Annotated in this window: 12 protein-coding genes; 2 read left to right on the top strand and 10 right to left on the bottom strand. The window is 59.1% G+C overall.

Translation table 11 applies throughout. From position 1 onward, the window contains the following. Positions 1–24: 24 nt before the first annotated feature. The 5 genes from GA0061103_RS26125 to GA0061103_RS26105 all read right to left on the bottom strand — a co-directional run bounded on the left by GA0061103_RS26125 (position 25) and on the right by GA0061103_RS26105 (position 6,759). Positions 25–2,478 carry a beta-mannosidase gene (locus tag GA0061103_RS26125; protein WP_092716325.1) on the bottom strand — a complete coding sequence of 818 codons (2,454 nt, stop codon included), beginning with the start codon at positions 2,476–2,478 and terminating at the stop codon, positions 25–27. A gap of 57 nt (positions 2,479–2,535) precedes the next feature. Continuing rightward, entirely contained in the window at positions 2,536–3,627 is a 1,092-nt protein-coding gene (locus GA0061103_RS26120) for an ABC transporter ATP-binding protein (RefSeq protein ID WP_092716323.1), read from the bottom strand. Positions 3,628–3,630: 3 nt separating this feature from the next. Continuing rightward, positions 3,631–4,527: a carbohydrate ABC transporter permease gene (locus tag GA0061103_RS26115; protein ID WP_092716321.1), complete on the bottom strand. Its 897-nt coding sequence runs from the start codon at positions 4,525–4,527 to the stop codon at positions 3,631–3,633. 12 nt (positions 4,528–4,539) lie between these two features. After that, positions 4,540–5,430: a carbohydrate ABC transporter permease gene (locus GA0061103_RS26110; RefSeq protein WP_092716319.1), complete on the bottom strand. Its 891-nt coding sequence runs from the start codon at positions 5,428–5,430 to the stop codon at positions 4,540–4,542. Between the two features lie 90 nt (positions 5,431–5,520). Further along, positions 5,521–6,759: an ABC transporter substrate-binding protein gene (locus tag GA0061103_RS26105; protein WP_092716317.1), complete on the bottom strand. Its 1,239-nt coding sequence runs from the start codon at positions 6,757–6,759 to the stop codon at positions 5,521–5,523. A gap of 460 nt (positions 6,760–7,219) precedes the next feature. On the opposite strand from GA0061103_RS26105, the gene GA0061103_RS26095 reads away from it, so the two are divergent. Further along, positions 7,220–8,251, top strand: a complete 1,032-nt coding sequence (locus tag GA0061103_RS26095) for a LacI family transcriptional regulator (RefSeq protein WP_092716314.1) — start codon at positions 7,220–7,222, stop codon at positions 8,249–8,251. A 61-nt stretch (positions 8,252–8,312) separates the two neighbouring features. On the opposite strand, the gene gndA is transcribed toward GA0061103_RS26095, so the two are convergent. Beyond that, a complete protein-coding gene (gndA, locus tag GA0061103_RS26090) occupies positions 8,313–9,740 on the bottom strand; it encodes an NADP-dependent phosphogluconate dehydrogenase (protein ID WP_092716312.1) in 1,428 nt (475 codons plus the stop codon). 295 nt (positions 9,741–10,035) lie between these two features. On the opposite strand from gndA, the gene GA0061103_RS26085 reads away from it, so the two are divergent. Further along, on the top strand, positions 10,036–10,434 hold the full coding sequence (locus tag GA0061103_RS26085; protein ID WP_092716310.1) for an SRPBCC family protein: 399 nt from the start codon (positions 10,036–10,038) through the stop codon (positions 10,432–10,434). 6 nt (positions 10,435–10,440) lie between these two features. Here the strand turns inward: GA0061103_RS26085 and GA0061103_RS26080 are convergent, their stop codons facing one another. The 4 genes from GA0061103_RS26080 to GA0061103_RS26065 are packed head-to-tail and all read right to left on the bottom strand — an operon-like array spanning position 10,441 to position 14,510. Continuing rightward, a complete protein-coding gene (locus tag GA0061103_RS26080; protein ID WP_092716308.1) occupies positions 10,441–11,055 on the bottom strand; it encodes an ABC-type transport auxiliary lipoprotein family protein in 615 nt (204 codons plus the stop codon). 38 nt (positions 11,056–11,093) lie between these two features. Then, positions 11,094–12,464 (bottom strand): MlaD family protein, encoded by a 1,371-nt coding sequence (locus GA0061103_RS26075; protein WP_092716306.1) that lies wholly within the window; start codon positions 12,462–12,464, stop codon positions 11,094–11,096. A 9-nt stretch (positions 12,465–12,473) separates the two neighbouring features. Further along, positions 12,474–13,337, bottom strand: coding sequence for an ABC transporter ATP-binding protein (locus GA0061103_RS26070; RefSeq protein ID WP_092716304.1), 864 nt, complete (start codon positions 13,335–13,337; stop codon positions 12,474–12,476). Positions 13,338–13,349: 12 nt separating this feature from the next. Beyond that, complete coding sequence (locus tag GA0061103_RS26065) at positions 13,350–14,510, bottom strand: ABC transporter permease (protein ID WP_092716302.1); 1,161 nt, start codon at positions 14,508–14,510, stop codon at positions 13,350–13,352. Between the last annotated feature and the right edge of the window lie 98 nt (positions 14,511–14,608).

The raw sequence follows: 14,608 nt of genomic DNA, 5'->3' as shown, positions 1-14,608 counted from the left end.
TCAATCCACCGGTTGGTTGACCACCTATTGGCTGGATTGCAGATCGTAGATGCGGAATGCAGGAACGCCGCCCCTGACGGCCTTCGCCGGTGTGAAGACGATGCGGCGGCTTTCGCCGGCGGCAAGATCAAAGGCATTGTCGGAATAACGCCCCTCCACCTCGCTCTCGATCATCACGAACAGCGCAAGTCCCTTTGCGGTGACGGTGAGTTCCACTGTCCCGTTTTCCTCTTTCTCCTCCCGCAGCATCGTCAGGCCGGCGGGCTGAAGCTCGAGTGCCTTGTAGGTGCCGTGAACATAATGCCCCTCACCGCCCATGCCGTTCGAAGCGGTGAAACGCCACGCCAGCAAGCAATCCGCCGGTATCTGATCCGCATCGATCGACAATGCCGTCACTGCTGCATCCGGCGTGCAGACGGCATGCGCCGTGCTGAGCGGCACGCGTTCGCCATTGAGCTTCAGCAGCGAGACGGAGATATCGGCTGTGACGTCGGCATTGGTGTCGTTGACGAGAGAGAAGCGGATCGTCTTGTTATCTTCCGATGGAATTGCCGCAACGGATACCGGCTGGAAAAAGCGCCGCACCAGATAATGCATCACCTTCCACCGGCCACCGTAATCGAGGCTCGACCACGAGGCCACCGGCCAGGTGTCGTTGAGCTGCCAATAGATGGTGCCCATGCAATGGGGCTTCAGCGAGCGCCAATATTCCACCGCCGTCTTGATCGCGAGGCCCTGCTGGACCTGGCTCAGATAGACGAAATTCGGAAAATCCTTCGGGAAGCGGAAGTAGCGGAACATCGTGCCGGCAATGCGCTCATTGCCGCCGGCATTCTTCTGATGCAGCTCCATGACCGGAGAAGCGATGTTCATATCCTTCGCCTCGGCATAGGTCTTGATGACCGGCAGCGAGGTGTAGGACTGGAAGCCGAACTCCGAGCAGAAGCGCGGCCGCACGGTGCGATAATTGTCGAAGGACTTGTTCTCGTGCCAGACCGACCAATAATGCATGTCGCCGGAGCCATCGGCATGCCAGGCATCGCCGAAATTGAGATAGCCCGACGCCGGGCTCGACGGCCACCAGATCGCATCCGGCAGCGCCTTCTTCATCGCCTTCTCGATCGTCCTGTTCAGGCGATCGTAGGAGACGAGGTAGCGGTCGCGATCTTTGCGGGATTCCTCGAACCAGGTAAGCGCGCCCACCAGCTCATTATCGCCGCACCAGAGGACGATCGAAGGATGGGTCGCCAGCCGGCGAACCTGATAGCCGACTTCCTCCTCGACATTCTCGAGGAAGTCGCCCGTCGAGGGATAGAGATTGCAGGCGAACATGAAGTCCTGCCACACCATGAGGCCCAAACGGTCGCAGGCATCGTAGAACCAGTCGTGCTCGTAGAAGCCACCGCCCCAGACGCGGATGGCATTCATATTGGCTGCCGCTGCCGATTGCAGCAGATCCTGGGTCGCGGCCGGGTTGGAACGTGAAAACAGCGCGTCGGCGGGAATCCAGTTGGCCCCGCGGGCGAAGATTTCGCGGCCATTGACCTTCAGTGCGAAACGGCTGCCAGCTTCATCTTCTGTGGTAATCAGCTCGACCGTCCGCAGACCAATCTGCCGCGTTACGGTTTCAAAGTTGGTTTCGACTGACAAGGCATAGAGCGCCTGCTCGCCATTGCCGGCCGGCCACCAGAACCTGGGCTTGTCGACATGGAAGAAGTGGGTGATCGACGTCTCGCCGGCATTGACGCCGACATCGAGGCGCACACGCTCGTCGCCAAGCGAGAAATAGAGCTGGGCGATGCCCGTTCCCTTGGCAAACAGCGCCACCGTCACCTTGAGATCGACCGAGCCGTCATCGTTATGGATCTGCTGAGTGACGACATTCTCGATGCGCGCGATCTCAAGCTTCTTCAGCGCGATCGTGCCGTAGAGGCCGAGTGGCGCGATCGCGATGTTCCAGTCCCAACCGAAATGGCATTGCGGCTTGCGCAGCATGTTGCCGTTCGGGATCGGCGAATTGCCGGTGCTGTAGGGAATGTAGAAAGGCTGCTTCGCCTGCAGGTCGGCGCCGGCCGAAATACTCGAATGCAGGACGATGCGAACGGTATTTTCGCCCGTCTTCAGCGCTTTCGAGACATCGGGACGGTAGCGCTGGAAGCAGTTGTTGGCCTCCAGCACCAGCGCTTCGTTGACATAGACGCTGGCAACCGTGTCGAGATAATCGATATCGAGATACCAGTCTCCGCCGTCATCATCGAGGGTGAAGCTGCGCGTCAGTTCCCAATCCTGCTTGGCGACCCACTGCACGACCTCTTCGTTCCGGCCGAAGTAGGGATCGGGGATGAGCCCTTCCGCACTGAGAGCCGTGTGCACATCACCGGGTAGAGACATGGAAAGCGAATGATCGCTGTCGGGAGATGTCAGCTTCCACAACCCGGCCAGATCGACGGTGAAGTTATCATTGATCGAAGACGACATCGGACCTCCCCGGACCGCTGTAAGGTGGAGGCGGCAAGACCGCCTCCTTGCATGGGATCATATTCTGAGTTCTGTCTGCGCATCAAAGAGCGATGCGAGAGACATGTCAAAGCCGAGCTTCACGGCCGAGCCGGGGCCGAAACGTCTGGCTCCGTTGACGCGCACCGACATGGTGTGGCCGGCATGTTTCAGCCACAACAGGTTATCAGCACCCATCGGCTCCTCGATGTCGACTGTGGCATTGTGGACCTCGGCGCCGGACGCCGATTCCTCGTTGACCTTGATGTGCTCGGGGCGCACGCCCAGCACGACCTTGCGGCCGGCCTGCAGTGCCTCGCCGGCCTTGTAACCATCGAGAGAAAACAGCACGTCGTTGGTCGCGAACACGACCTTGCCTTCGCGATTGACCAGCTCGCCCTTGAGGAAGTTCATCGACGGCGATCCGATGAAGCCGGCAACGAAGAGATTGCGCGGCTCGTTATAGATTGTCGTGGGATCGTCGAGCTGCATGATGACGCCGTTCTTCATGATCGCGATGCGATCGGCAAGCGTCAGCGCCTCGATCTGGTCGTGGGTCACGTAGATCATCGTGTTCTTCAGTGACTGGTGCAGCCGCTTGATTTCGACGCGCAGCTCCGAGCGCAGCTTGGCATCGAGGTTCGAGAGCGGCTCATCGAAGAGGAAGACGTCGACATCGCGCACCAGGGCACGGCCGATCGCGACGCGCTGGCGCTGACCGCCCGAAAGCTCGGCCGGTTTGCGCTTCAAAAGCGGCTCGATCTGCAGGATTTCGGCGGCACGCGCAATGCGCTTGTTGATCTCCTCTCCTGGCACCTTGGCGACGCGCAGGCCGAAGGAGAGGTTCTTCTCGACCGACATCTGCGGATAGAGCGCATAGGACTGGAACACCATGCCAATGCCGCGATCCTTGGGCTCTTCCCAGGTGACGTTCTTGCCCTTGATGAAGATCTGCCCCTCGCTGATATCGAGAAGGCCGGCAATGCAGTTAAGCAAGGTCGACTTGCCGCAGCCGGACGAACCGAGAAGCACCAGGAACTCGCCGTCATTGATCTCGAGATTGAGATTCTTCAGGACGTTGACCGCACCGAAATTCAGCGAAAGGTCTTTGATGGAAACGCTGCTGTTCATGGATCACCCCTTCACTGCGCCGGCGGCGATGCCGCGGACGAAGAGCCGTCCGGACACGAAATAGACGATAAGCGGCACCGCGCCGGTCAGCAGCGTTGCGGCCATGTTGACGTTGTATTCCTTCACACCCTGAACGGCGTTGACGACGTTGTTGAGCTGCACGGTCATCGGATAGTTCTGCGTGCCGGCAAAAATGACGCCGAACAGGAAGTCGTTCCAGATGCCGGTGATCTGGATGATGATGCCGACGACGAAGATCGGCAGCGACATCGGCAGCATGATACGCAGGAAGATCTGCCAGAAGCCCGCGCCATCGACACGCGCCGCCTTGAAGAGTTCGGGCGGAAGCGAGGCGAAATAATTGCGGAACAGCAGTGTGTTGATCGGCATGCCGAAGATCGTATGCACAAGTACGATGCCGCCAAGCGTCGCGAACAGGCCGAGCTCGCGCAGCACCATGACCAGCGGATAGAGCATGACCTGGTAGGGGATGAAAGCGCCGAAGAGCAGGATCGTGAAGAAGACTTCCGATCCCTTGAAACGCCAGTTGGCCAGCGCATAGCCGTTGACCGAAGCGACGGCAATCGAGACGATGACGCTCGGAACGAGGATCTTCACCGAATTCCAGAAGCCGACCTGAATGCCGTGGCAATAAAGACCAGTGCAGGCCTGCGACCAGGCTTTCACCCATGGCTCGAAGGTGATTTCCATCGGTGGCGCGAAAATATTTCCGAGGCGGATTTCCGGCATGCCTTTCAACGAAGTGACGATCATCACATAGAGCGGCAGCACGTAGTAGAGTGCGGCAAGCCCGAGAATGCCATAGAGCATGATGGTGCGCGGCGCGAAGCGGCGCTTGGGTTTTGCGCCCGAAGGCTCGATTGTGGTGGCAAGTGCCATTTAGTGCCTTCCTTATCTGCGCTTCTGGCGGAACTCGTAGAGAGCCCACGGCACGACGAAGATGAACACGGTGACCAGCATGACTGTGGAGGCGGCAAGCGCCTGCCCAAGATTCGAACGCTGGAACATGAAGTCGTAGACATATTTGGCCGGCATTTCGGACGCGAAGCCCGGCCCGCCCGCGGTCATGGCGACGACCAGATCGTAGACGCGCACGATGCCCGAGGCGACGATGACGAGCGTGGTGACGAAGACACCGCGCATCATTGGGATGACGACGAAAATATAGGTTCGCCAGGCCGGAATGCCGTCGACGCGGGCCGCCTTCCAGATCTCACCGTCGATACCGCGAAGGCCCGCCAACATCAGCACCATGACAAGACCCGTGCCCTGCCAGAGCCCGGCGATGACGAGCGCGTAGAGCACGGTCTTCTGATTGCCGAGCAACGCGAAATTGAACCAGGTAAATCCCATGTCCTGCGCCAGTTTCGGCAGGCCGAGCGCCGGATCGAGGATCCATTGCCAGACAAGGCCGGTGACGATGAACGACAGGGCGAAGGGATAGAGGAAAATGGTGCGGAAGGTATTCTCGAAGCGGATCTTCTGATCCATCAGCACGGCCAGGATGAAGCCGACGACGAACGCGAAAACCAGGCTGAGAATGCCATAGGTGGCGAGATTGCCGATCGAGACATTCCAGCGATCGGTGCCCCACAGGCGCTGATATTGCGCCAGACCGACGAAGTTGGAGCTCGGTAGCAGTCTTGAATCTGTGAACGAATAGATGACGGTCCAGAGCGTGCAACCGATGAAGACGACGATCACCGTCAACACCATGGGAATGGCGGCGATCTTTGCATTCAGGTTGCGGAACAGACCAAATGGCCGGACAGCGTTAGCCATCGATACCTCCGTTGGTGGCGCGCATCAGGACAGGCGAGTACCCTCGCCCGTCCTAAGCCGGCCATCGCGATTGATAGGATGGTCGTCTGCTTACTGCGCCTGCTTGAAGATGGCGGCCTGCTTTTCGATCGCCTCGTCTACCGTCATCTTCGACGAGAAGAACTGTAGCCCGAGGTCGGTCATCTGGCCGCGCGTATCCGGATCGATCAGCTGGGTGACGCCCGGCACGACGTTGTCCGGATTCTTCAGGATTTCCAGACCCTTCTTCATGCAGCTGCTGGCCGCGCTCAGATCGATATCGCCACGCACCGGCAGCGATCCCTTGGCGAGGTTGAACTTGACCTGGGTTTCCTTGGACACGAGCATGCTCGCAAGTTCGAGCTGCGCCTTGGTGATATCGGGATTGCTGTTCTTCGGGAAATAGAAGCTGTCGCCACCGGTATCGAGCAGGCCATTGAAGCCGAGGCCCGGCAAGCAGTCGTAGTCCTTGCCGGCAACCTGCTTGGCAACGCCAAACTCGCCCTGCGCCCAGTCGCCCATGATCTGTGCGGCGGCCTTGCCTGTGATCACCATGTTGGTGGCGACGTTCCAGTCGCGGCCGGAATAGCTCTCGTCCACCAGATCGCGAGCCTGCGCGAAAGCATCCCAAACCTTGCGGTTTTCGGGGCTCTTCACAGCGTCTGCGTCTTTCTTCTGATAGATCGCAAGATAGGTTTCCTTGCCGCCGATGCCGATCTGCATGACGCTGCGCATGCCGTCGACCTGCCATGGAGCGCCGGTCGCAAGCGGAATGATGCCCTTCTCGCGCAGCTTCGGCGCGTCGGCAACGAACTCATCCCAGTTGGCCGGAACCTTCATGCCGTTGTCTTCGAAGACGTGCCGGTTGACCCACATCCACTGCCAGGAGTGGATATTGAGCGGCACGCAATAGACACGGCCCTCATAGGTGCAGGAGTTGAGCAGGCTGGCCGGACGAATGATGTCCTTCCAGTGTTCCTTCTCGGCAAGATCGGTCAGATCAGTCATCAGGCCGGCCTTGACCAGCTCCTCGGCGTCGCGACCCGTGTTGAGCTGCGTGGCGCCCATGGGATTGCCGCCCAGGATACGGCTGACGATAAGGGGCGTTGCGGTCGAACCGGACCCGGCGATAGCGCCATCGACCCAGTGATTGTCGCCCAAAGCGTTGTATTGCTCAGCCAGAACCTTCACGGCAGCAGCCTCGCCGCCCGATGTCCACCAATGCGTTACTTCGAGATCAGTCGCATGCGCTGAAAAGGCCGGGATCGCGACAGATGCGAGCAAAGCGGCGGCCATCAAACGAATATTCATGAGTTCTCCTCCCTCACTGAAACGTTGCCGGAAAAACGTATTCGAATCATTTTCAACGCGCAACCGCCTAGCCACAAATTTTTCATGACTGCTTGAATATACAATCAGGGATTACATTTTACCTGTGGAAGATAACTTCACTCCATCGCAACATCGGCCGCCGAAAAATCTGGAAATTCCTTACAAATAATTGATATTCAACAACTTTTACAAAGAAGACGCTCATCCAACCCTCATACACAATCTTGGCCCGCTCAATTTTCGAGACAAGGATCGCGAATACAACCAAGGGAATAGGCATGAAAATCGGTGTCAAAATAAGGCTCGACTTTTCAACTGTATCGTTACAGTTTTTCTCATTGCATTGGCGAAGCCGCATGGCGTCTATGCTTGCGGTGGGCACATTGGCAATATAAGCGGATTGGCTGCGGGAGGCGGCCGGGAGGCAAGCGTGAGCGAAATGGAAAATAAGAAAATGTCAGGGAGCGGAGCGCCATCCACTCCCGAACGGCCGACATTGAAAACAATCGCCTTCATGACGGGGTTAGGGATCACCACCGTTTCTCGCGCGTTGAAGGATGCCCCCGATATCGGCGCCGAGACCAAGGAGCGGGTGCGCATGGTCGCCCGGCAATTGGGTTATCAACCGAACCGTGCGGGCGTGCGCCTGAGAACCGGCAAGACCAACGTCATCGCCCTGGTGCTGAGCATCGATGAAGAAATCATGGGCTTCACCAGCCACATCGTCTTCGGCATTTCCGAGGTTCTGGCCGGCACGCAATATCATCTGGTCATCACGCCGCATTCGCACAGCAAGGATCCACTGGTGCCGGTGCGCTACATTCTCGACACCGGCTCGGCCGATGGTGTCATCATATCGCGTACAGAGCCGGATGATCCGCGCGTCGAGCTCATGCATGAACGCGGTATGCCCTTCTCGACCCATGGGCGGACGGATATGGGCATCATCCATCCTTTCCATGATTTCGACAACGAGGCCTTCGCACATGAGGCCGTGCGGGCACTGGTCGCAAGAGGCCGCCGCCGCCTGGCACTGCTGCAGCCCTCCAGCAAGCTGACCTATTATTCGCACACCCGCATCGGCTTCCAGACCGGCTTGCACCAATATGGTGCCGAGGAAATCCCGCTCAGGATCACCACCGACAACGCGCTTGCCGATATCAAGGATACGGTCGAGGCGCTAATGCGCTCACCGCATGCGCCAGACGGGATCGTCTGCTCCAGCAGCGGCGGCGCTATCGCCGTCAACGCCGGCATCGAGGCCGCCGGCTTCCGTCTCGGCCGCGACATCGACATGGTCGCCAAGCAATCGACCGACGTGTTGAGCTGGATCAGGCCCGAGATCATCACGGTCTCGGAGGATTTCCGCCATGCCGGCCGGGAACTCGCCAAGGCGGTCATCGCCCGTATCGACGGCGTGGAGCCAGAACTGCTGCAAAGCATCAGCCCACCCGTCTGGCCGACGAGCTGACAACGAAAAGCCCGCCGGATTTCTCCGGCGGGCTTTTTCATAATCACATCTGACTGTTTTTTCAGCCTTGAGCGCCGCTGCCCCATGGGCCGTGATGGATGTCCTTGCCGTCGATGCGGTCGAAACCGTGCGCACCGAAGAAGTCGCGCTGGGCCTGGATCAGGTTGGCGGTGCCACGCGCCTGGCGATAGGCATCGAAGTAGGTCAATGCCGAAGCAAGGGCGGGAACCGGCAGACCGGATGCGGTCGCAGCCGAAACGATGCGGCGCAGCGACGGGATCGATTCCTTGACCATCTCGGCAAAGGCCGGAGTGACGATCAGGTTCGCCGCATCCGGGGTCTTGGTGAAGGCGCTGGTGATCTCGTCGAGGAATTGCGAACGGATGATGCAGCCGGCACGCCAGATCTTGGCGATGACAGGCATCGGCAGCGACCAGTTGAACTCCTTCGAAGCCTCGGCCATGACGGCAAAGCCCTGCGCATAGGCGCCGATCTTGGCGGCAAACAGCGCAAGCTCGAGATCCTTCAGCAGATCGGGGCCGAAAGCGATCGGGAACTTGTAGTCAGGCGTGCCGAAAATCTTCTCGGCAGCTTCACGCTGGCTTTTGATGGCCGAGAGGCTGCGGGCTGCAACGGCCGCTTCGATGGCGGTGGCCGGAATGCCCATGTTCTGGGCTTCGATGGCAGACCACTTACCGGTGCCCTTCTGGCCGGCTTTGTCGAGGATGATATCCGGCATGGCGCTGCCGGTTGCCGGGTCCTTGGCGGCAAGAACCTTCTCGGTGATCTCGATAAGGTAGGAGTTGAGGCGACCCTTGTTCCAGTTGCCGAAGATCGAGCTGATTTCGGCAGCGCTTTTTCCGAGACCATCGCGCAGAATGCCGTAGATTTCGGCGATCATCTGCATGTCGGCATATTCGATGCCGTTGTGAATGGTCTTGACGAAATGGCCGGCGCCGTCATTGCCGAGCCAAGCTACGCATGGATCGTCATTGTATTTCGCAGCGATCGAGGTCAGCACCTTCTCAACGCGCTTGTAGGACTCTTCCGTGCCGCCGACCATGATGGACGGGCCGTGGCGCGCACCTTCCTCGCCGCCGGACACGCCCATGCCGATGAAGGTCAGGCCGGTGTCCTTCAGACGGTCGAAGCGGGCGATCGTGTCGCGGAAATTGGCGTTGCCGGCGTCGATCATGATGTCGCCCTTGTCCAGATACGGCTGCAGCGCCGCCATCTGCTGGTCGACCGGCTCGCCGGCCTTGATCATGATGATGATCGGCCGCGGCGGGCGGATCGCCTCGACGAATTCCTCGATCGTCTTGCAGGGAATGATCTTGTCCTTGAGTGCGCCCGCATTCGCATAAAATTCATCCGTCACCTGAGGAGTACGGTTGAACACTGCAATCTTGTTGCCTTTTTCAGCGATATTGAGCGCCAGATTCGATCCCATCACCGCGAGACCGATCAGCCCGATTTCTGCCTTTTCCACGACAATCCTCCAATGAGCCGTTGACTGCGCCCGGCCCCACCCTGAAGACCCGGAAGACACAGCAACATCCGATGTGACGCAATGCCACCGACGCTCGACGCGACCGGCGACAGCCCTGCGTTGGGGGCTGTTGTTGCACTCCGGACGGAAAACGGCAAGTCTTCGAAAGCCGTGAATCGTTCTCTTTGCAGGACTGTGCAACAATGTTGCGGAATTCGCGATTCATCCGTTTCCGAACTGACGTTTTTTCTGCCGATCGCAGCCCCATGAGGGTGATATAGAGGAGGAAACCATCATGTCGACCATGAGCGCGAAGATCGTACATGTCTCCATCGCTCGCGACTGGAGGGAGGTCTACGACTACGCCAGCCGCCCGGAAAACATGCCTTTCTGGGCCTCTGGCCTGGCATCGGGACTGACGCAGGATGGGGATGACTGGATCGCCGAAGGCATGCTTGGGACTGCACGAGTGCGCTTCGCGCCTCGCAATGACTTCGGCGTCATCGACCATTGGGTAACGCTGGAATCCGATCTGCAGGTCTATAATGCCTTGCGTGTCGCACCGAACGGCGATGGTTGCGAGGTCATGTTCACCGTGCTCCAGCTGCCGGGCATGGACGCTGCACAATTCGCGGCCGATGCCGCGCATGTCATGGGCGATCTGGAGACACTGAAGCAATTGATGGAGCGCTGATCGCCCTTACAGCGAGCGCAACGTCCAGTCGACGAGTTCGCCTGTCACACCAGCAAATGCGGCATCAAGCGCTCGCACGAAATCGGGATTGCTGCCGCCACTGATCGGCACGACCTTCCGGAACACGTTCTGGGCCTTCACCGTACCGGTGCGATCGTTCAAGATCTTTTCCGAGATTTCGACGATTGCCGTCTTCTGGCCGCCGGACGCATTGATCTCGAAGGAGCGGATATCGGTGACGATCTGATAGTCGATCGCAAGCCCCTGCCCTGGTACGCCGACGCCGCCAAGCTTGCCTGTGTTCTCGAAAGCCTCGACCAGCTTCGATTGCACCATCTTGCTCAGCTTGTCGCTCCATTGCGATTTGCCGAGATATTGGATTGCCGACGGCGAGACTCGGATGACGATCTGGTTGCTGTCCAGCGCCTGCAGTGCAGTCGGTGCCGGGATAAGGATCTGCCGGTTTTTCACCGAAGGCCCATTTCCCTTCACAGAGGCGGAAAGATCGTAGGTGTCGTTGCTTGCGGAGGTTCCACAGCCCCCGAGCAAGGCTGCGAGCAAAGGCAATGCGATCACAGCTTTCCACACCTGATGACGCTCACTCGACACGCAACCGACCATATTCCGCTTATCCCCTGGAGACCAGATATCGCTATTCATCAATGCCGCGCCCGGCCGTCATAAGTTTTGACCGTATCCCCGCCGAAGATCAATCGCTGCGGATTGCGGTCGAAATTAGTGATTGTACTATTCAGGTTGTCAACCGTACCCCTCATGTCGTTGATGAGGGTCTGGGCATCGCGCAAGCCGCTGCTGGAAAATTTCTGCAGATTGTCGGCGATCGGACCGATGCGGGAATTGAGATTGTCCGCCATCTTCTTGAAGGATTCGAGCGTGTCCTTGGCTTCTGCGAACAGCGATTTCGTGCTGTCATCGCCGAGCAGGGAATTGACCTTGGTCAGGATCCCGTCGACCTTGCCGGATGCCGCGTTGAGCTTGGTGGAGATGTCACGGGCATTGGCGATCGTCTGGTCGATATCCTGCTGATGCGCAGCAACGGAATTGGCGACGTCGCGGATCGATGCGACCGCCGTGCGCGCCTGCTTCGTCACATCGGCAATATCGTCAACCGATCCCTTGATCTTGGCCGGATCGATCTGCGCGACGATCGCATCGACGCGGTCCAGCGTCTTTTGAGCATTCTGACCGAACGTCGTATAGGTGTCGGCTGTCTGCTTGAAGCTCGCAATCGTCGCCTTCAGGTCGGTCGTCGCGTCGGCAACATTGGCCGTGATCTTGTCGGCATTGGCGATGACGTCGTTGACCTTCTGCGCATCGACCGCGCGCACCAGCTTTTCGATCGCATCCAGTGTCGAATCGACGCGGGTCGAGACGGTCTTGAAGGTATCGGAAAGCTGCCCGACGCTTGCCAGGAACTTGTCGATATTGTCGGAATTGTCGGCGATGGCCTTCGAGAATTTCTGCGCATTGCGCACGGTATCCGTCAACGGCCCACGCGAATCCGAGACGAAGCCCTGAATGTCACCAATCGTATCATTGGCGCGGTTCAGGATCTTGTCGGCCGTCGTCAACAGATTGGTCACGCTCGATTGATCCGCAAGCAACACCGCCCGCTTGCCCGTGTCGATCGAACGCTTGAGGATGTTTTCGTCGCCGTTGCGGCCGCCGGAAAGCTCGATGTAGGCAGCTCCCGTCAGGCCCTGGATCTCAAGAATGGCCTTGGTCGAGGTATAGACCGGCGCATCGGCGCGCACCTGCGTAAAGGCAAGCGAATAGTTCGGATCGTCGGCATCGATCGACAGACCCTGCACCGAGCCCACCTGAATGCCGTTGAAGCGAACTGGCGAGCCGACGCTCAAGCCGTTTGCCGAGCCGGGAATGCGCACGACAAGCTCGACCATCGGGCCGCCGCGGCCATACTCGGCCATCCAGTAGACGAAACCGAAGGCAGCCGCGATGACGAGCAGCGTGAAGAACCCAACGATCGTATAATTGGCTTTGGTTTCCATAGTCTCCAGTCACTTCTCGCGGCTGTGGGCGCTTGCGCCTTTGTCGTCGTTGTGCCCTCTGATGTCCTCGCGCGGCACGATCGAACGTGCGCGCTTGCCCCTGAAGTAGGATTGCACCCAGGGATCATCACAGGCGAGCATGTCCTCAACCGTACCTTCCACCAATACCCGCTTCTGTCCGAGGACAGCAATACGGTCGCAGACGGAAAACAGGCTGTCGAGGTCGTGAGTCACCATATAAACGGTCAGGCCGAGCGTGTCGCGCAGCTTGGCGATCAGCTCGTCGAACTCCGAAGCGCCGATCGGATCGAGGCCCGAGGTCGGCTCGTCGAGGAAAACGAGGTCGGGGTCGAGCGCCAGGGCCCTGGCAAGCGCCGCGCGCTTGATCATGCCGCCGGAAAGTTCGGAAGGATATTTGTCGGCGGCATCAGCGGCGAGACCCACCATGCGGATCTTCATCAGCGCCAGCTCGTCCATCATCTCCTTGGGCAGGTCCAGATATTCCCGCATCGGCACCTGGATGTTTTCCTTGACCGTCAGTGAGGAAAACAGCGCACCCTGCTGGAAGAGAACACCGAGCCGCATATCGAGGCGGTTGCGGTCCTGCTCGTCGAGCTTGTCGTAATCTTCACCGAGAATCTCGATCTTGCCCGAGCGGCGCGGCAGCAGCCGCAGCACCGTGCGCAGCAGCACGGACTTCCCCGCGCCGGAGGCACCGACGAAACCAAGGATCTCGCCGCGATAGATATTGAGGTTCAGCTTGTCGAGGACGATCTTCGATCCGAAGCCGACGGTGACATCCCGCGCCGACAGCACTATGTCCCTGCCCTGCTCATCCTTTTCCAACGGGATTTCCGAGTGAAGCGCGCTCATCGTTATCGTCTCTCAGAAGTCGATTGCTGCGTAGAACATGGCGAAGAGCCCGTCCATGAGGATAACGACGAAGATCGACTTCACCACCGATGAAGTCACGTGCTGACCGAGAGACTCCGCACTGCCCCCCACCTTCAATCCCTCGACCGCCGCGACGATGCCGATAACAAGCGCCATGAACGGCGCCTTGATCATGCCCGAAATGATCGTCGAAAGGCTGACGGCCTCGTGCAGTCGCGAGATGAAGGTCGCAAACGTGATGCCGGAATATGCCCAGGACACCAGGGCGGCGCCAAAAAGCGCAGCGAAGTTGGCAATAACGGTCAGCAGCGGCAAAGCGACCGTCAGCGCCACCAGCCGGGGGAAAATCAGGACGCCGATGGGATTCAGACCCATGACCTTCAGCGCGTCCACTTCCTCGCGCATCTTCATGGAGCCGATTTCGGCTGTAATCGCGCTGCCGGAACGGCCGGCGATCATGATCGCCGTCAGAAGCACGCCGATTTCGCGCAATTGCAGGATGCCGACGAGATCGACCACGAAGATTTCCGCGCCGAAATAGCGCAGCTGGAAAGCGCCCTGCTGAGCGATGATCGCACCGATCAGCGACGACATCAGCAGGATGATCGGAACGGCGCGCACCGCCATATGGTCGATCTGATTGATGATCGAGGCCGGTGAAACACCACTGCCGCGGCCGAATTTAAGCTGCGCGCCGCGCACGGCCGAGCCCAGAATATACATGGCGGCGACGAGATTGCCCCAGATCTCGTAGACGGTTTTGCCGATGGGCGCCAATATGCGCTCCGCCAATGATGTCCTCGGCTTTGCCGCGGCGGCCTCATCGTCCGGATACGCATCGAACGCGGTCAGCAATTCATCGATATGCGGATTGGAGCCCTCGATCGTGACATGGGCCTTATGCGCTTCCTGACTTTCCTTCAGCCGGCGGATCAACAGCGCACCCGCCGTATCGACATCGGAAAGACCGGAAAGATCGATCACGACCTCGCCACCGGAGCTACGCTTCGACAGCTGCTCGATCTGACGCAGCACGCCGTGCACATTGGCGCTGCGCCAATTGCCCTCCAGCCGATAGCGATGGCCTGCGCCTTCGGGCGCATCATCGATCTTCGGTGCATCGGACCTTTGTTCGGCTGCTTTCAAACTCATGCGTCTTTCAAATCTGGCACAACATATGCCGACTCGGTGAGCCCGCATGGTCAGTGCTTAATACACCGACTATGCATGGAATTTCCATCTCGCGCCGG

The sequence above is a fragment of the Martinezella multihospitum genome, from assembly GCF_900094585.1.
Taxonomy (GTDB): domain Bacteria; phylum Pseudomonadota; class Alphaproteobacteria; order Rhizobiales; family Rhizobiaceae; genus Rhizobium; species Rhizobium multihospitium.
The sequence above is the reverse complement of the archived record's forward strand: the minus strand, read 5'-3'. Positions and strand labels throughout refer to the sequence as shown.